The organism is Vibrio sp. 11-4(1) (genome assembly GCF_013048625.1).
GTDB classification, from domain to species: Bacteria; Pseudomonadota; Gammaproteobacteria; order Enterobacterales; family Vibrionaceae; genus Vibrio; species Vibrio diabolicus.
Genome location: NZ_VHSY01000004.1, coordinates 39360 through 58828, shown reverse-complemented (window position 1 = coordinate 58828; position 19469 = coordinate 39360). Strand labels below are relative to the sequence as shown.

14 protein-coding genes are annotated in these 19469 nt (G+C 46.1%); 4 read left to right on the top strand and 10 right to left on the bottom strand.

The annotated features are described in order from the left end of the window. Positions 1-78 precede the first annotated feature (78 nt). On the top strand, positions 79-1173 hold the full coding sequence (locus tag FKN16_RS09195; RefSeq protein ID WP_170902529.1) for a ketoacyl-ACP synthase III: 1095 nt from the start codon (positions 79-81) through the stop codon (positions 1171-1173). A gap of 86 nt (positions 1174-1259) precedes the next feature. Here FKN16_RS09195 and FKN16_RS09190 read toward each other — a convergent pair whose 3' ends face one another. From FKN16_RS09190 to FKN16_RS09145, 10 genes are all read right to left on the bottom strand, one after another. After that, positions 1260-2585, bottom strand: coding sequence for a DUF1501 domain-containing protein (locus FKN16_RS09190; RefSeq protein ID WP_170902528.1), 1326 nt, complete (start codon positions 2583-2585; stop codon positions 1260-1262). Between the two features lie 9 nt (positions 2586-2594). Beyond that, the gene (locus FKN16_RS09185) at positions 2595-4163 is read right to left on the bottom strand and encodes a DUF1800 domain-containing protein (RefSeq protein ID WP_134645694.1); all 1569 of its coding nucleotides are present in this window, start codon (positions 4161-4163) and stop codon (positions 2595-2597) included. A 406-nt stretch (positions 4164-4569) separates the two neighbouring features. After that, positions 4570-5838, bottom strand: a complete 1269-nt coding sequence (locus FKN16_RS09180) for a hydroxymethylglutaryl-CoA reductase (RefSeq protein WP_170902527.1) — start codon at positions 5836-5838, stop codon at positions 4570-4572. Positions 5839-6188: 350 nt separating this feature from the next. Next, entirely contained in the window at positions 6189-7406 is a 1218-nt protein-coding gene (manA, locus tag FKN16_RS09175) for a mannose-6-phosphate isomerase, class I (protein WP_170902526.1), read from the bottom strand. A 124-nt stretch (positions 7407-7530) separates the two neighbouring features. Continuing rightward, positions 7531-8871: an MFS transporter gene (locus tag FKN16_RS09170; protein ID WP_005394568.1), complete on the bottom strand. Its 1341-nt coding sequence runs from the start codon at positions 8869-8871 to the stop codon at positions 7531-7533. Between the two features lie 6 nt (positions 8872-8877). Next, positions 8878-10380, bottom strand: coding sequence for a signal transduction histidine-protein kinase/phosphatase UhpB (uhpB, locus tag FKN16_RS09165; RefSeq protein WP_170902525.1), 1503 nt, complete (start codon positions 10378-10380; stop codon positions 8878-8880). Beyond that, complete coding sequence (uhpA, locus tag FKN16_RS09160; RefSeq protein WP_104970830.1) at positions 10380-10988, bottom strand: transcriptional regulator UhpA; 609 nt, start codon at positions 10986-10988, stop codon at positions 10380-10382. Before uhpA ends, uhpB begins: the two co-directional genes overlap by 1 nt. Before the next feature lie 139 nt (positions 10989-11127). Beyond that, a complete protein-coding gene (gene uhpT, locus FKN16_RS09155) occupies positions 11128-12522 on the bottom strand; it encodes a hexose-6-phosphate:phosphate antiporter (RefSeq protein ID WP_021707729.1) in 1395 nt (464 codons plus the stop codon). A 406-nt stretch (positions 12523-12928) separates the two neighbouring features. After that, positions 12929-13759: a formate dehydrogenase accessory sulfurtransferase FdhD gene (fdhD, locus tag FKN16_RS09150; RefSeq protein ID WP_170902524.1), complete on the bottom strand. Its 831-nt coding sequence runs from the start codon at positions 13757-13759 to the stop codon at positions 12929-12931. Positions 13760-13812: 53 nt separating this feature from the next. Beyond that, complete coding sequence (locus tag FKN16_RS09145; protein WP_005460961.1) at positions 13813-14697, bottom strand: LysR family transcriptional regulator; 885 nt, start codon at positions 14695-14697, stop codon at positions 13813-13815. Between the two features lie 666 nt (positions 14698-15363). Here FKN16_RS09145 and FKN16_RS09140 point away from each other — a divergent pair. From FKN16_RS09140 to FKN16_RS09130, 3 genes are all read left to right on the top strand, one after another. Continuing rightward, entirely contained in the window at positions 15364-17688 is a 2325-nt protein-coding gene (locus FKN16_RS09140) for an FdhF/YdeP family oxidoreductase (RefSeq protein ID WP_170902523.1), read from the top strand. A gap of 297 nt (positions 17689-17985) precedes the next feature. Then, complete coding sequence (locus FKN16_RS09135; RefSeq protein WP_170902522.1) at positions 17986-18462, top strand: DM13 domain-containing protein; 477 nt, start codon at positions 17986-17988, stop codon at positions 18460-18462. A gap of 141 nt (positions 18463-18603) precedes the next feature. Beyond that, on the top strand, positions 18604-19404 hold the full coding sequence (locus FKN16_RS09130; RefSeq protein ID WP_170902521.1) for a PhzF family phenazine biosynthesis protein: 801 nt from the start codon (positions 18604-18606) through the stop codon (positions 19402-19404). Positions 19405-19469 lie beyond the last annotated feature (65 nt).

The following is a 19469-nucleotide window of genomic DNA, read 5'->3' as shown; positions in this document are numbered from 1 at the left end:
AATAACGCAGAGCAGGTTTGTATTTGAGCCTAAGGTTCTAAGAAATTTTATTAAAATACAACAATAAATAGGTCTGCGATGACAAATTACTACGCTGAAATTACAGGTTGGGGGAAATGTGTTCCTCCTGCCGTGCTCTCTAACGATGATCTTAGCACTTTCCTTGATACTTCAGATGAGTGGATTCGTACCCGCACCGGTATCGAAAACCGCCGTATTAGCCATGTAAATACTTCAGACATGGCAACCGTTGCTGCCAAACACGCATTGGCGCGCGCGGGCGTTGACGCAAGCGACGTTGATTTAATCATTGTGGCGACTTGTTCTCCGGATTCACTTATTCCAAACATCGCATCTAAAATACAGCAGAACTTGGGCATTCGTTCTGCGGCGGCCTTTGATTTAAATGCCGCATGTACGGGATTTGTCTACGGCCTTGAAACGGGCACACGTTTGATTCAATCAGGTAACTATCGCAACGCGATCATTATTGGCGCGGAAAGATTGTCTTTCTACATCGATTGGGCCATGCGAGATACCGCTGTTCTATTTGGTGATGGCGCGGGCGCCGTTGTGTTATCAAGAACAGAAAAAGAAACGGGTCTACTGCAATCTCAAATTGGTTGTGACGCTAAAGGTCGCGATATTCTTTCCGTACCAAAGTTTGGTACTTGTATGGACCGTTTTGCGGAAGACAACGGTTACTGGGATTTCAACTTCGTAGGACAAGAAATTTTCAAACGTGCGGTAAAAGGCATGGGGCTAGCTGCGAAAACCGTGCTTAAAGCATCACAGTTAACTACCGACCAAGTCGACGTTGTTATTCCTCATCAAGCGAATATTCGTATTATTCAAACCCTATGTGACCTATCTGGGATCCCACACGACAAAGCGTTTGTGAACATCCAAAACTACGGCAATACTTCTGCAGCGACGGTGCCAATTGCATTGTGTGAAGCGGTAGAGCAAGGCCGAGTTAACCCAGGTGATAACATGCTTCTTGCTGCATTTGGTGCAGGTTTGACATGGGGTGCGGCGGTATTGAAATGGGGTGACCGCGTAACGCCAATTGGTGAAAGTGATGCGGTTCTGCCTGAATGTGAGCAATCCGCGCTAGAATTGCTTGAGCGTGCCATTAAGCTGTGTAACGAGCGCCGTCGCGACGAAGCGTAACGGACACTCAGCGGAAATGATATTGAAAAGGGAGCGTAAATGCTCCCTTTTTCATGACAAGTTAATTAAGAGCTCATTAAAGCAGCTTAAGCCATAAAGCCAAGGTTTGAATTAGCGAAGTTGCGGATATTCGGGAACACGTATTCCAATGCCGCGTTATCACTCACGCCCATCCATTGCGCGAGAGTTGAGCCCACCTGATCAGCTGCAATTTGGGGTATGAGTCGACCTTGAGAATAGTCATCGTTTCCACCCAATACTAGTTCAGGCCATGTACCGATAGGTCGCTGACCATTCACCGCGCCTCCAATCAATAGTTGATGACCACCCCAACCGTGATCGGTGCCGTTACCGTTGCTTGTCATCCGTCGACCAAAGTCAGACATTGTAAAAGAGGTGACTTGCTTGTTTAGCCCCAACCGCGCAATCGCACGATACATTGCTAAGAGGTTAGTTGCTAGATCTTCGAGTAGTACGGGGTGTCGAACTAATTGAGAATCGTGTAGGTCGTAGCCAGAGTGTTTAACGAAAAAGACTTGTCGTTGTTGCTTTAACACATCTTGGCTTGCGATCAATTTATAGACGGTTTGCATCTGCTTGCCGAGTGTTGATGAGGTGAACAGCGGCGCGTCATCAATATGATTGAGTTGCTCGCTTAGCACGCGGCTCATCATCATCGACTCATCAACCATCAAATTAAAGTGACCACTAAACGGATTCTCTGTTTGATGAGAAAGAAGTTGGTCATAGATCCCCTTGTATAGCGGGTTATCAATCGCGGTAAGCTGAACCGCACGGTCTTTTTTCAGCACGGTTTGGCGGTGTTCCATCGCGCGTAACCAAAGCGAGTTCCCATGCACACTGTATAGTGGGGTTATTTCTGATTCAGAAGTTAATACGTCCAACATTCTTCCTGCCCAACCCAAGTTGCTAGATTCTTGCATACCACCAAGTAACCAAGCGTCAGTTTGTGAATTGTGGGAAAACAGTTGCTCGGGAAGTGACGCTTCACCTAGCTCAATCGCTTGTTTTGTAACGGGATGGTTGAGAATACCGCTATTGAGCACGATATTGGCATCGCCTTGTTCGAAAATTGAAGACAGCGCCTTTAGTTTGGGGTGTAAGCCAAGTTCTACTAGGTTATCCGAGCCATCGGTGGTACGCGAATTGATAGGGAGTATGTCGTCTTTGGCGACAGAAAGAGCCCCTCTGACTTTGGCATATTGGTTATAGTGCGCGTCAGACAATGGCAGTACAGTGTTGAACGCATCGTTTCCACCTGCTAAATAGACACATATTAATGCTCGAAAGTCATTAGAAGGCGCCGCGAGAGAATAACCCGGTAGACCAAGCGAAGCTAAAGCGCCCATCGATGCAGTGCTTTTTATAAAATGTCGTCGTGAAATATCCATAATCCACTCCTAATCCTGAATATAGAATTCATCGCCGGAAATGGCGGTAAAAATCACCAAGGCGAGCTTTGTTGTTGGCACATAGTCCTCACGATATTCATCTAACACGGTGAGCATGAGTTTTTTTAATTCCGCAGAGGCCGTTCCAGCAAAGAAGCGTGCGTTAACCAGCTCGACTAAGGCATCGTGATCATCCAAAAGAAGATAAAACTCGCCGAGATCGAGAGTGTAGGAATCACCGCCGCCTCTGCGAGTGCTGGTCAACATATAGTTGACCAAATCGGTATAAACGGACCAGTTCAGTAGCTCATACTCCGGAGAGCTAATACCAGACTCCGTAAACTCGTTAGATGGTTGGTAATCAGGAGAGTAAAAATTAAATACGGAAGGAGAACGAAGAGGTCCTTGATTGGCGATATTCATCATCGTAGTAGCGTCTTCGTAACGTGTAGATTTGATAGTAAAACCCGCTGCTCGATGAAAATTAGTTAGGACCAGTATTGGCTCTTTCACTTTTATTGGCGGGGTATCTGTCATGCCTAGAGCCTCAGAATCGAGCAAGATGGCATGAATGACCGCGTTTAAATCTCCTTTTTCTCCTTTGCCATTGTTATTGAATACCGAAGCAACACGTGCGATGTACTCCGGACTTGGATTCGAAGTTACAAAACGTTGGATAAGTAGCTTAGAAACAAACGGCGCCATGTTTGGATGAGACATCAAAATATCGATCACTTTTGAAAGCTCTTCTTGCGCAGTTAAACCAGCAGGAATTGTGTTACCAAGCAATCGTTTCTCGCCATCATCGTGTCGGTGGCTGATGACTCGCATCGGTTCGACAAACGCTAAATCGGCATTTTTCCACCCAGTTAATGCTCGAGCGAGCTCTTGAATATCCGTTTGGGTATATGTGGGGATAGGCTTACCCGTTGTACGATCAAGCTTTTTACTGCCATCGATATTCAGTTCATACAAGCCTAGGGTGAACAACTGCATCAACTCTCGAGCGAAGTTCTCATCAGGTAATGCACCCGTCGTGTTGTTCTCTTTTGCGCTACCGAGCATGGACAAATAGCTGCCCATAACAGGATGAATGGAAACGTCATATAATAAATCTCGGTAGTTGCCAAAAGCGTTAGCAATCAATACATCATAGTAGTCGACTAGACCAGTGGGCTTACTGGAAAGAACACCGCCATAGCGAGAGACCACTAAGATCTGGCTTAATGCATACGCCATGCGTTGTCTGAGTTGATCATCAGCAGTAATAACAATTTGATACCAAGCGTTTTCGCGATTGGATTGTGCGCCTTTGGAAAAAGGTGTCCGATAGAGCGGTTGATGATAGGTGGCAGGAAGGTAGATTTGTTGAGATATCCAACTTTCCATCCCGACTTCTTCTACCTCATCAATTAATGTTGGTGTTGGCCCAAAAGTGCTCTGATAGAGGAAACGCGCAACGGTTTGATCGGAGGGCGTTAGTTCCATTTCTGCTGGTACTGAAGGGACGTAACTTAGTAATAAGATAATCAACCCTAGTACCCAACAAGAGATTTCATTCTGTTTCTGACGTCTCATAGTTAACTCGCTTACCCGAGGGAACGACTTAAATCCATTTAACGGGAGTGATTAAGCTCATTTGAGCTAAATAATAAATTTAGAAAAATCAAGCAGCTGCAGGAACGAGTATAGTCTCTATAAGTGACTAACAAAAAACTCAATCTATGAATTTGGTACTTTAGTGCTAGATGTTTTTGATATTTATTTAGGTAACGTACTGATATTTAATATCGTGTGAGAATAGGGTCAAACAGTGATATAGCGAGGAATGTGTGGTGATACTGCAATAATGCGGTCAACGTGAGAGTGGTGTAATCATTGAGTCTGCAATATAACTTAAACTAATTTATGAGCTAATAAATAAAGTTGCTTTATTGGCACAAGAGAAAACCGCATGGGTGTTCTCTTGTACAAAGTAAAAGGATTATTTTCTAGCAAGTTTATGGTGAGCCCGGGAGAAGTGATCGGCACAAAATGCGCCCACAATCGAGAGTTCGCCAGCCAGACAAAGCGCAGCTGCGACTTCGGCTAAGGCTTTCGCTTTGCCGTTGCCGTTGCCGTGCAAACCCAAAATATCCAAACATGCTTTTTGCGTTGGAAGGCCAGTACCCCCGCCAACCGTGCCAACCATGATGTTTGGCAAGGTCACGCACGCGTACAAGTTGCCTTGAGCGTCCACATCCATACGAGTGATACCAATGGCAGACTCTGCAACGCAAGCGGCATCTTGACCACAAGCAATGTACAGCGCGGCAAGGGCGTTTGCGTAATGCGCGTTGACGCCAATTGTCCCGCTGAGTAAACCGCCCACCGTTGTCATTTTGCCAAATTGAACCATAGACTCCGGCGTTGTATGCAGATATTTCTCCACCAACTCAGCAGGAATAGTCACTTCGGCGGATACTTTCTTACCGCGTACCGAGCGCAGTGTGTGCGCGTTTGGTTTTTTGTCGCCTGATAAGTTGCCATCCAAGAAGGCTTGAGTTGGTTTGATTGGGCTGGTCGCCAAAATATGATGGAACACTTCGTTTGTTGCGATGGTCACCATGTTTTGTCCGGAAGCGTCACCAGTCACGTATTCAAAGACCAAATAAACATGGTTTCCTTCGATATTTACATTGATGTCTTTGAGTTTGCCATGTGAGGTGGTGGATTCCGCAATTTGACGAAATACGTCAAACTGGGTCACAACCCAACTAACGAACTGGCCAGCGTCGGCAAGGTGATTAAAGGCGAACACTGGTGTTCGGCTCACCCCTTCACTCAGCAACAATGCGCTCGCGCCACCAGCGGCGGTAATAAGATTTGCGCCACGGTTGTAGGAAGCGACTAACGCGGCTTCTGTCGTTGCGAGCGGAACCAAAAAGTCATCGTTCGCATACAAACCGTTGACGCGTAAAGGGCCTGCGATGCCGACCGGCACATTGACAGTACCAACGAAGTGCTCGATGTTGTTGGAGTAAGCGTCGCAATGTGACTGCGTGAAAGGATCAAGAAGATGATCTTTATTGGTCACGTGTTCCAATACTTGCCAACGGCGCGCCAAATGCTTATCCGATAGGCCAGGGCTTAAGCAGAGACGTTTCTCTGGCTTGTGAAACTTCGGTTCTAATGCCGATTGAATCTTACTGCTGGTTTCGATATCGGAAAGGGCGGAGCTTTGAACAGGGTTATCTTGGTTTAACTTCGGCATACAAACGTTAACTGAAAAATCGAACCAGAGATTGTAGTGATTGGGGCTTTGATTACAACGTTGATTATACGTTTTGCAACAAATACCACTGTGTGAGCGCCTTTGTTATCCAAGTAATTTGATATTGGAGCGGAGGATTTACCGGAAATAAATGGGTTTTGACAATGAGTGCTGTAGTGAACAGAAGAATCGGGGGTAGAGAACTTAGATGGCTTAGGCCGCTGCGGATTTGAGTCGAAAAAGTGCAAGCATGAGTACCTTAAAAGCGGACTGGCTCAATCTATGAAAGGAATAAATTGTCTAACCCAGTCCCTTGGGTCAGACGCTAGTTTGAATCAGTTGTTCAAAAACTAGTTGAAGGCGCGAGCCACACGTCCCGCACTTTGAATGCGATAATGGCCAACGTAAGCAGGAACAAATACAGATTGTCCTTTCGCGGCGGTTAATGTCTCACCGTTATCACTGATGAGTGTCAGTTCGGCATCAATCGCCATCAAAATCTCTGCGCTGTTTGCCTCAACCACGTCGTGATTCGGTTGGTTAAGAATGCTGAAACTAAAGTCTGCGACTGGAACGGGGTAAAGGCTCTGGCAACCATTTGCATTGGGTTCAAGAACAAGGCTTTCAAACGGCTTAGGCACAAAATCTGTGCATTTAACCAGTTCTTCAACATCCATATGTTTCGGCGTGAGTCCTGCACGCAAAACGTTATCTGAGTTCGCCATGATCTCTAATCCCGTGCCTTTAATGTAAGCGTGTGGCGTTCTTGCGCTTAGGAACATCGCTTCGCCAGGTTGCAGCGTGATGACATTCAACAGTAATGGCGCAAACAAGCCGACATCGCCAGGGTATTGAGTGGATAGATCCAAGATGAGCTGGAAAACGTCGCTGTCAGTGCCTTGTTCCGATTGACTTGAAGCGTGGGCAAGAAGTTGTTTCAGTGCTCGCTCTTTTGTTTCGCCTTCCATGGTCAGAATGTGCACAAAGAAATCTCGTAAACCTTGTGAGTTGATTTCGCGTTTGAATGCATCTAGCGGTGCGCGTAGCTCATCGATATCGCAAAGGCCAAATGCCTCAATAATCTCGTCATACGAACGAAAACCGTTCATGGCTTGGTAACTTGTCAGCGCGTACACCAACTCAGGTTTATGGTTTGGATCTTTGTAGTTACGATGGCTCGCGTTTAGTGGGATGCCAGCACTTTGCTCTTTTTCGAAACCTATTTCGGCATCTTGTTTGCTTGGGTGAACTTGAATCGACAGTGCATGTTCGGCCGCTAAGATCTTAAACAGAAAGGGCAGGTCGCCAAATTTCGCTGCGGTTTCTGCTGATAAGTAAGCGGGTTGGTTTTGTTTGATCAGTTCAGACAAAGGCAGCGTGTTTTGCTCAATCTGAACTTCAGAGCAGCCGTTTGGGTGAGTACCCATCCATACTTCTGCTTGAGGCTCATTCGTTTCGTTAGAAAAGCCAAACAAATCGTGAATAGAAGAGGTGCTTCCCCAAGCGTAGTTTTGGATTTTGTTGTTCATTTGAAAGAAGCTATGCGATGAAATAGTGTTCAAATTCATGAATTTTTTCCATAGTTAACCCTCCGAACTGAATCGGAAGAAAAATTGAGCAGAGATACGTTAAATAAGGAGGGCGAGCGCGGTTAGGTCACTCGCCAATTTGCCCGAAGGGCGATAAGTTGATTTACAACCGAGGTTTTGGTTCGAGTGGTTTTCGTGATGGTTGCGCTTGCAAAAATGGCAGCAACAAAAGGCCAATGACGGCTGCACAAACTGAAATGGTGATGAAGAAACCCGTCCAATGATATTCTTCAAGAATTAACGCCAGTGGATAGCCAGACAATGCTGCGCCCATGTAGGCGAACAAGCCCACGAATCCTGTTGCCGCGCCGGCAGAATCTTTGTGAGAGCACTCCGCCGCCGCCATACCGATCAGCATTTGTGGCCCAAAGACAAAGAAGCCGATGGAGAACAATCCCGCCGCTTGGAATGCAAAGTTGGTCAGAGGCATCAGCCAAAGCGCAGAGACAGATAAGAAAATCCCAATCGCGAACAGCAAGTTCATTGGCCCACGGTTACCGCCAAAGAGTTTGTCTGAGCCCCAACCCGCAACCAATGAACCAACAAAACCTCCGATTTCAAACATCGACAGAGCAGCGTTGGCGTTAATCAGGCTATAGTGATGCTGCTCGGTTAAGTACAGGTTTCCCCAGTCATTGATTGCGGTTCGGACGATGTAAACCAACACATAACTGAACGCGAGCAGCCAGATGTATTTGTTGTTAAATACGTACGATTTCAGAATTTCGCGGTAGGTGAGGCCACGTCCGTAATTTTCTTGCGCAAGTTCTAGTGCGTCGTTGCGCCATTGTCCGACACTTGGTAAACCCATTGTTGTGGGTTTGTCGCGCAATCGCCAACAAACGAATAGACCGAGCAATACACCGATGATGCCGGGTAGAATAAAGCCTTCACGCCAGCTGTAGTGCAACGTTAAATAGCCCACCCAAATAGGGATCAGCGCGCCACCAACGTTGTGTGCGGTGTTCCAAATCGCCCATAAGAAGCCACGCTCAGAGCGTGAATACCAAGTGGTTAACAGCTTGGAGCATGAAGGCCAGCCCCAGCCTTGGAACCACGCGTTTAAGATCCACAGAGTAATGAAAGCCGCGAGTGAGCTAGAAAAGCCGAACGCGATGTTGACCAGACCTGTCGCAATCAAGCCTAGCCCCATGAAATAACGAGGGTTAGAGCGATCTGAAATCGTGCCAGAAATAAACTTCGAGCAGCCGTAGGTGATGTAGAAAAGCGTACCGATTAGACCCAAATCGCCCTTATCTAAGCCAAGGTCGGTAATCATCGCTGGTGCGGCGTAGTTAAAGGTCTTACGGGTAAAGTAGAAACCGGCGTAGCCGATGTACATCCCCAACATAATGTGCAAACGCCAATGGCGGTAACGCTGGTCGATTTGCTCGTTGCTTAGACTCGGTTGAGTAAATTTAGGTGAACGTAAAAATCCAAACATCTTGAGTTACACCTTAGGTAAAGTAATGCTGATTTGAGTGCCGATCACTTGATCGCTGGTGGAGTAGATAACCATTTTCCCACCCAATGCGTGCACACGCTCTTGCATGCCGCGAACGCCCATGCCTTTCATGCTGTCCTGAACTTTGAAACCGACACCATCATCGTGAATCCTCAGTGACACCGCCGTTTCTCCAATTGTCAGTTCAATATTGATCAACTGCGCTTCTGCGTACTTGGCTGCGTTATTTAATGACTCTTGGCATAAACGGAATAGGGTGACTTTGAGTGTGTCACTCAGGCTTGTGTAATCGCCCTGCCAGTTCAGTTGAACGTTGGTTCCGTGATTGGCGAACTCCATTTCTCGCGTTAGTTGCTCGACGGATTCTTTTAAGTCCAAATCATCCAGCATTTTTGGTCTTAGCTTGCTTAACAGTCGCTTAGTGGTGTCGTACACGTTGAGGGAAAGCCCTTCGATCATGTCGGCGCAACCCACGCTTGTTTCTGCGTTATTTACCCGCTTAATGATGTTGGCTTGTGTGCGGATCGCCGTGATGTTCTGGCCGATTTCGTCATGTAGCTCGCGCGCAATATCGCGTCTTACGGATTCTTCCGCTTTGATAAGCTGGCGAGACAAATTCTGATTGCGTGCAAGTTCGCCGCGCAGTTTGTGATTGAGGTCTTTTTGTTTCTGAACCCCTAAGCCGAGCATAATGCCGGTGATGGTTTGCGCCGAGAGAGATAATAACAAATCGGTGATTTCTAGATTCGATACGCCGCTACGAGCCGCAATCAGCGCAATGCTGTTGAGCATGGTGGCGAGTAGGGCACCTTGCCAGCCGTAACGCAGAGCAAGCACGATGATTGGAATCGCCATACAAAATGGCGCAAATCGTTTTAGCTCTTCAGGCAAACTGGTTTGCACCAAAATACTGCCGATCAAAAGCAGCGCATAAAGCACGATATGACGCACCTGAAATACAACGGCATTACTAAGTAGGAGAGAGCTAAGCGGAGACCAACGACTTTGGAACAAATAACTCCATAACAAGTAGCACATAGGCACCACGAGCAAGCCTCCAGAAATGCTAGCCAGCCATACCATGTAAACCGAAGGAACGTGAAAACCAACGGCCATCACATTAATAAACGCGCTAATGATAATGACAACGCTCATCACGGCTAAATGGCGGTTTTGGTCTCCGTAGTAGTATTTTTTCGCAATCAGAGTGACCGGGATACTGGCAATGCTCGCAATCAGCACGGTAAGCCACTGCGGTTGACCCAGTAAGATCGCAAGTGCGATGGAAAGCCCCCACTCTGAAAGATAAATCGTTGGCCAATAAGCGGTGCGAGTGTGCAGGGCGACACCTAATCGTAAAGCGAAAGGAAACAATAAGATCGCCAGCTCGGGATCATTGACGAAGTAATAGGCAATCACCCACAAGCAGAACCAGGCGCAAGCCATAACAAAAAGTCCGCAAATGGTGGTAACAGCATAAGCTCGCATTAAAAGGACTCTTGAGAAAATAGTTTGGCGAGCTCAACGTTGTTTTTCACGCCGAGTTTGTCGATGGCATTTGCACGATGAACATGCACGGTCTTGTGGCTCAAGCCAAGCTCTGCCGCGACTGACTTTACATCTAACCCGGTAGCAAGTAGCTGACATACCTCGTTTTCACGTTTTGTCAGTTGGCATAGAGAGGTGGTGTTGTCGCTAGGCGTTGCAAGTTTAAGTGCAATATCTGATGTGAGGTAACAGCCGCCAGAAGCACTGGTTCTCACGGCTTGAATAAGTTCGTCTGGGCTACAGCGTTTACTAAGATAGCCTTTTGCTCCTAGCTTTAGTGATTTTTCCACCATCGCAGGGGAGTCATGCACGCTAAGCATCACGCAGGCAATGCCAGTTGGTATTTCGCTAAGAAAGTTTAAGCCGCTTTCATCTGGCATGGAAATATCTAGGATGACGACGTGTGGGTGTACCGAAGGCAAGCCTGTGCGTGCTTCTGCGACAGAGCCGAACTCACCAACAACGGTAATATCACTTTCTAAATTTAATAATTGTGCGAAACCAGAACGCACGATGACGTGATCATCAACTAGAGCAACATGAATCATCATTACAACCAAATAGAGCAGACAACAAACAACAATAAGCCCCCAAACGGAGCTAATAGAAAAACCTTTAATGATACTGAATTGATCAACTCATTTTAATGATCTTGCGCGCTTTACCGAAGTAAAGCGCGCAGAGAAGTTAGGCTTGGTTTTGTGCAAGTTGAAGCTTCTTCGCGTGTCGAATCTTCTTCTCTTCCGCGATAGCGACGAAAGCAAGCAAAACAATACAAATCATGGCGGAGGTATCTAGGGCTGCGAAGGTACCTTTCCAACCTGTTAAGCCGAAGATAGGTGTACCGTCTGCAATCATACCCAAGCCTAGTTTTGCAAAGCTATCGCCGATTAGGTAAGCGAAAGTACCTTTTACGCCGTCAGCCACACTGATTGCTTTTTTAGGGACAAAACCAACCGCGGCAACACCGATAAGAAGTTGCGGACCAAACACCAAGAAGCCCAATACAAATAGAGAGGCTAAGTACATGAACTCGCTAGTGGCGTGTTGGTAGAACTCAAGCGATACGATGATCAAACCAAGAGACACACAAGCAACCAATGCGCGGCGACCGTTTGCTAAGTCAGATAAGTAACCCCACATCAAAGTACCCACAAGCGCACCGACTTCGAATAGAGTAAAGCCAGAGATTGCCGTTTCTTTTGACAGACCAAGCTCTTGGTACGCGTATACCGTTGACCATTGGTCGATACCGATACGAACGATGTAAAGGAAGATGTTGGCAAAGCAAAGTAGCCAGATAACTTTGTTTTTAAGAACGTATTCAACAAAGATTTCTTTTTTGGTCATCTGGTTTTCTTCAGCGGCGGTGTCTTCTTCACTCACTGCTTCATCGAAAAGTTCTTCTACTTTACCTAGACCGTAAGCTTCTGGAGAGTCGCTACCAAAGCGCATACCGATAAAGCCGACGATGATCGCGATGATAGAAGGGAAAACGAACATGCCGATTACGTGGCCGTCGAATAGGTAGTTAGCACCGAAAAGAGCAACACCCGCTGCGCCCGCACCACCAACGTTGTGTGACATGTTCCACAAACCTAGGTAAGAGCCGCGTTTGTTACGAGGTGTCCATTTTGTAATGGTTGAGTAACTAGAAGGGCCACCAGTACTTTGGAAGAAACCACTTAGAGCGTAGAAAGCCACCATCAAGAACAGGCTTGCACTACCGCCGCCCATGCTGAAGCTGAAACCAAGCATTGCAAGACCAGAAAGGATCAGCATAAAAGGGAGGAATTGCTTGGTGTTCTTACCGTCAGCGTAGTAAGACACAACGGTTTTACCGATGCCGTATGTGATGGAGAAGCCAAGGCCAATAAGACCTAGGTCTGTCATGCTCAAACCGTAAGTTGAGATCATGTCGTTTTGCGCGACATTGAAGTTCTTACGAATCAAGTACATGGTTAGGTAGCCGATGAATACGACCAAGTAAGATTGGATGAACGGTTTAAACCACATCTTTCTTCTAACTTCGACAGGAAGATCGAGGGTCGGCTTCCGCACCTGTTCGAGGAATTTTAACATGATGAACTCTCTTGTAATTGTTTTAGAAACACAACGGAGACCGTTATGCGCTCTTGTTACCTTTGACTGAGCGGAATTCTAGAGAGTGGTTTTGTGAGGCACATGAGATGGTTGCCTAGATCGGCTAGGAAAAATTCCTAGAAATGCCTAGGAAGGTGGAAAAGCGTGAAAAGAGTCACACAAAACCCTTACTAATTCATGGGTTTTTGACAGGGTTCTTACCGGACTGGAAAGCGTTCAAATGCAAGCAGGTTAATATACGCAAGCTTAGAGCTGACAAGGGGTGAGTACGTTTGTTTGGAGAGAATAGTGTCTCGTTGCTAGCTATCAATCGCGAGCGAGAAGCAAACAACAGAGACCCAGAGGTCTCTGTTAGAAATATTAGGAATTCGGCTAGGTTGACGTATTAAGGCGCAGGGCTGTATAGACGCGGCGAGCCGTGTTTTGGCAAGTGAATTAGGTTCAAATGGTTTCTTCTTGCCCATTCGACGGTTAACGCTGTCGGTGCAGATAAGCAAACCAGAGTGGGGATACGCGCGCGAACGGCTTTGTGGATCAACTCTAAGCTGCAACGGCTTGTCATGATTGCGAAGCCACTTTGAGGCTCGATGTGATTGTTGGCCAATGCGCCAATCAACTTATCTAGCGCGTTGTGACGGCCGATGTCCTCTCGGCACAACTTGATGTTGCCTTGTAAATCTGCAAATAAAGCGGCGTGTAACGCGCCAGATTCACGTGCGGCTTCTTGATGCAGTGTGACTTTGTCTCGCAGCTCTTCGAATACATCGGAGCGCGGAGGAAGAGACGGTGTCAGCGGCACCAAATCAGGCAAGGCTTGTTCAAGAGCCTCGACGCCACAAATGCCGCATCCGGTTGTGCCAGCAAGATTTCGGCGTTGTGTTTTTAACGCCCAGAAAGCGCGGTTGCTGATTTCCACTTCCGCATAGTGAGATTCGTGATCGCCACCAATTTCAATGTCTTTGATCTCTTTGAAGTCGTGGACGATGCCTGTGCTTAAGCTAAACCCTTTCACGAAGTCTTCCAGATGGCCTGGCGTCACCATCATGACCGCTTGGCTAATGCCGTTGTAGCTGATAGCTAAGGCGGATTCACTCGCCAGCGACATTTGTTGCACTGGGCGGCCATCAATTAATTCTCGGTAATTGAACGCACTTGGTTGAGGTGGTGCTTGATTGAAATCGGACAGTTCAAAATAAGATTGAGTAGTACATCTCATGAAATCACCTCATAAGCCGTTGTGTATGCCAAACATTGACGTGTGGATTCTTGTTATCGATTGAATATGTTTTTTGCTTCTGCGAAACACTGATCGGTTAGCGCGGAGAAGGGTTCTTGTTTTCGCTTTAACAAACCTAGCGGGGCGTGAACGGCGGCTTCTTCGATAGGAATAATGCGAAGCGTATCGTTCAACTCTTCCAATCCACAATTCAGCGGCATAATGGCGCAACAAAGGCCACTGGTTACTGCTTGGATCAAGTGAAAGGTGGAGTTACTTTCAATGACGGTTTGTGGAACTAGCCCTTTACTCACAAAGCTAAGATCAATCGAGTGGCGATAGTGCATGCCCTTCGAAAGCAGCCCTAGCGGAATGTTATTGAGTGACTCCCACAACACTTCAGATTCGGCAAAATCAAAATGACGCTCATCGAATAAAACGCCAAGTTTGGTCGAATCTAGCTCGATAACATCGAAGTAAGCGGTGTTGACTTGATCGACATAACACATCCCCAAATCAAGCTGATTGCGATTGAGTTGGTCTATGATCTGTTCGGTCGTCATGGAGAGTATTTGAAAGCGTAACTCAGGGAACTGTTGAGCTAATGGTTTGAGCAATTGCATCGGGTTTTGGCTGGCGAGTGGCACCATTCCAAGCCGAAGAGAGCCTACCAACTGACCACGGCAGTTGGCGGCTTCGGCTTGCAATCCATCATGAGCTGCTAAGACGGTTTTTGCCCAAGCTAAAATGCGTTCTCCGGCTTCAGTAAATCCTTCAAATCTTTGACTTCTTTGGATTAATTCGAGATCGAGTTCTTCCTCTAAGCTTCGGATTCTCATGGACAAAGTAGGCTGCGTAATGTGGCACAATGCGGCGGCTTGACCAAAGTGTTTGGTCTGTTCAAGTGCGATGAGATATTTAAGTTGTTTGATATCCATAATGGCTTGTTAACCTTGCGTTGTGAGTCACATGTACGGGGGAACTCCCTAAAAAGGGCACAGCACTACCGTACTTTTTAAGCGCTGGAGCGTTTTAACTGGGGAATGAAAAACCAAAACCAAGTCAAGAATAAAACCACACTCAAAATTGATCTGAATCAAGGCTATTCCTGATATTAATTAGGGTCAAATTTAAAGTATCTATAGTGTGATAGATATTATCTATTATCAAGAGTGGCGATTTTATTGAGTTCGTTAAGCGAACTAGGCGGAATCGAATAGAAAAACGATTAACCTCATAAATTGTATTGATTAAAAATGTGATGACCGTCAGTGGAAAAATTCGTCATAGATTTTGTTTATCACTCGGTCAGGATTATCAATTGGACGCATATTGAATATCGACTTAATCTTTGATTTAGATCAAGACGCAACAATGCAAATTGAATCTAACAGTCTTAGAAACAGTAGGCGGGTATCCGATATCAAGAATCTAGATAAGTAAACGCTCGGACAAGCGAGAGTATGTTGAGTGGTTACTTATTTGGATTAAAAAATACATGGATTAGAAACTAAGCCCTTCAATACTTCCGCATTATCTCAATAAATAACGCGCTTGTTTTCACGGGCCCCCTGCTTGCTGGTATATCTGCGAGGAGTAAAGTCGTGAGCCAAAAAGAACAAATAAAAACATACAAAGGTCCAGCTGGTGGTTGGGGTGCACTGAAAGCCGTAACCAGAAGTTGGTGGGGCAGTGAAAATGCAGTTAAAAACATTCGCACTATGCTCAAAACCAACCAAAATGGCGGTTTCGATTGCCCGGGATGTGCATGGGGCGAGTCGCCAGATAGTGGTAAAGTCAATTTTTGTGAGAATGGCGCGAAAGCGGTAAACTGGGAGGCGACCAATCGTCTGGTTGATCCTGAGTTTTTTGCCAATCACAGCGTTTCATCTCTCTCAACGCAAACCGATTACTGGTTGGAATACCAAGGCCGTATCACGCACCCAATGCGATACGATGCCGAGTCCGACCACTATGTACCTGTCTCTTGGGATGAGGCTTTTTCTCTTGTGGCTAAACATCTCAATCAATTGGATTCACCGCACCAAGCGGAGTTTTATACCTCTGGTCGTGCAAGCAACGAAGCGGCGTTTTTATATCAGCTATTTGTGCGCGCATTCGGTACCAACAACTTCCCAGATTGTTCCAACATGTGTCACGAAGCCAGTGCAATCGGGATGAAAGACACCATTGGCGTTGGTAAAGGCACAGTGATCTTTGATGATTTTGAAGAAGCCGACGCGATTTTTGTGATTGGTCAAAACCCGGGCACGAACCACCCACGAATGCTTGAACCTCTGCGCGAAGCGGTAAAACGTGGTGCGCAGGTTATCTGTCTAAACCCGCTGAAAGAGCGCGGATTAGAGCGTTTCCAAAACCCACAAATGCCGATTGAGATGTTGAGTAACGGCTCAGAGCCTACCAACACGGCGTACCTGCGTCCTGCTTTAGGTGGAGACATGGCAGTGTTTCGTGGCATCGCGAAATTCTTGTTGCAATGGGAACGCGAGGCATTGCAAAACGGTGGCAAAGCGGTATTTGACCGTGAATTCATCAAGCAACACACGATAGGTATTGATGAGTATTTGGCTGAAGTGGACGCAACCTCTTGGGAACACATCTCGGAACAATCGGGTCTTGATTTAAGTGAAATCGAGATGGTGGCGAGCATGTATCGACGTGCAGAACGTGTGATCATGTGTTGGGCAATGGGGTTGACTCAGCATCGTCACTCTGTGCCAACCATTAAAGAAGTCGCAAACGTGCAAATGTTACGAGGTAACGTTGGTAAGCCGGGCGCGGGTCTTTCACCAGTGCGTGGTCACAGTAACGTTCAGGGCGACCGTACGATGGGCATTGATGAAAAACCTTCAGATCTGTTGTTGGATCGCATTGAAAGTCGATTTAACTTTGCCGTCCCGCGTGGTGAAGGCCACAACACTGTGCAAGCCATTAAAGCGATGGAAGAAGGGCAAGCGAAAGTATTTATCGGTTTGGGCGGTAACTTTGCACAAGCAACGCCAGACACAGAACGTACGCACAACGCGATGCGAAACTGTAATTTAACCGTACACATTTCGACGAAGTTAAATCGTTCTCACCTTGTCACAGGTAAAGATGCGCTTATTCTTCCATGCTTAGGCCGTACTGAGATTGATCAGCAAGCGACGGGCCCACAAGGTGTGACGGTTGAAGATACTTTCAGCATGGTACATATCTCATTTGGTCAGCTAAAACCGCGTTCGGAGCATTTGCGTTCAGAACCAGCGATTATTGCCGGTATTGCCAATGCGACACTCGGGGCAAAACCAATTGATTGGTTGTGGGCGATTGAAGATTACGACCGTATTCGCGATTTGATTGCCGACACGATTCCGGGCTTTACCGACTTTAACCATAAGCTTAAACACCCGGGTGGATTCCACTTGGTAAACCCAGCTGCCGAGCGTCGATGGAATACACCAAGCGGCAAAGCACTGTTCAGCTCTAGTGAGTTGCCGAAACAGTTGATCAGCGAAGCGATACTCGAAAAAGGCCAAAAGCCAGATTTGATCTTGCAAACCATGCGCTCACACGACCAATACAATACGACACTTTACGGCTTAAATGATCGTTATCGTGGTGTATTTGGTATGCGCGAAGTACTGTTTATCAATGAAGCGGATATTCGTAAACTCGGATTTGAACCGGGCGATAAAGTGGACATGGTGTCATTATGGGAAGATGGCGTAGAGCGTCGCGTGAGCGGATTTACGCTTGTTGCCTATGATGTGCCAGCAGGTCAGGCGGCGGCTTACTATCCAGAAACGAACCCATTGGTTCCTTTAGATAGTTATGGGGATAGAACGTTTACGCCAACCTCTAAGTTTATTGCGATCAAATTGGAAAAATCGACATCCGATAAGATCGCTTTGGTGGAAGCAGAATAGTTCCCAAACCAGCACAACGACATTCCAGATAAGCAAACGGCTGATATCAATTATCAGCCGTTTTTAATTGCTCACTTTGCCTTTAGATCATTTCGTCGAAGGCATGTAGGGGGCTGAATTAAAATAGTTATTTTCGTTAGTAACGGGGTTATTGGATAGCACTCTAAAAGGCAGCAATTAAGGCGCATTGGTCCAGCTTGTGTATAATATTAATGAAATTAGGCTATTAGACGTATAACCTGACGGATGTCTGTATTTGAGCCTAAATCTAAGCTGATGAAACTAACAAGAAGATAGATGACCTTGAAAAATATAATTAAATTAACGTTAAGCCACTTAGTGGCTGTTGCGATTGGTATTGCGATAGGTATCTATACTTTACCGATTCTTATTGCACCGCCTGCGCCGACCGATGAGCAAGTTTCTGAGCGCATGCAAGGTGCAGAATACAGTGCAGTTGTCACGAGGGACCTCAAAGATAGCGACGCTTTTCATTGGGGAGAAGGTGAAATTCATTTGAGTTCCCAAGCTATTACGCTGGTAGGAAAACTCGCTCCCGGGCCTGACTATAAACTCTATTTATCTCCTAAATTTATCGAGACTGAACAAGCGTTTAATGACCTTAAATCTGAGATGAGCTTGGTTGGTGATGTCAAAACATTCAATAACTTCGTTGTTGAGGTTCCTCAAGGGATTTCCATTTCTGAATACAATACTGTTGTTGTTTGGTGTGAAACATTCGGTGAGTTCATTACTTCGGCAAAATACCAATAAATCCCATCAGGAGAAAAAGTGGTTTCTTCTTAGTTAATAAAGGTTTACTGCTCAAATAACTGGTGCAATACATTACGTGGTACAAATGCATTAAGCGCTGCTAATGGTTCTACAGTGGTTGATAGAACTTAAGGATATTTTGTGGAAGTTAAAATTTTTCAGGTCGACTCGTTTACATCAGATGTGTTCAAAGGCAATCCTGCAGGTGTGTGTATCACAGAATCAAGCCTTGATGAGGAAATGATGTTGGCCATAGCGGCAGAGATGTCACTATCTGAAACCGCGTTTCTGTCATTAAACACAATGCAACTTCGTTGGTCTACACCTGAAACTGAAGTCGCTTTGTGTGGACATGGCACATTGGCCACGGCGCACGTGCTGAGAGAGCAAGGGTTATATAGTACAGGTGATACCATTGAGTTTGCTACGCTATCCGGCGTTTTAACTGCACAACTTGATCATGACGACATTCATTTGGTGTTTCCTGCTCCTATTTTAGATATGCGAGCAAGTATTAACACAGACTTGCTTCACGGCTTAGGGCTCGATGTGGTTGATGTAATCGCTTATGGTCAGTTTAATAATAAGCAGTTGATCGTCATCAATGATGAGTCTTTGATAGAGCAACTCGAACCTGATTTTAGTGCGTTACTTAAACAAAAAGGTCGTGGAGTTGTTATCACTGCTCAATCAAGCACTGACGCTGATTTTGTCTCTCGCTATTTTGCCCCTTGGGTGGGTGTTGATGAGGATCCAGTGACAGGTTCTGCTCATTGCGCTTTATGTGTTTACTGGGCTAAAGAGCTCGGTAAAGCGCAATTAAAAGGCTTTCAAGCATCCAAGAGAAGTGGAGTTGTTTATACAGAATTATTGAGTCCGGAATGCGTTAAGCTTTCTGGAAGTGCGGTAACAATGTTGCGAGGAGATATGAGAATTGCGTAGTCGTCCTTTTTGGTTCTCGTTTTTCTGATTGCAGGTTTATCCAGTTCTCACTAGTGACAAAGCTA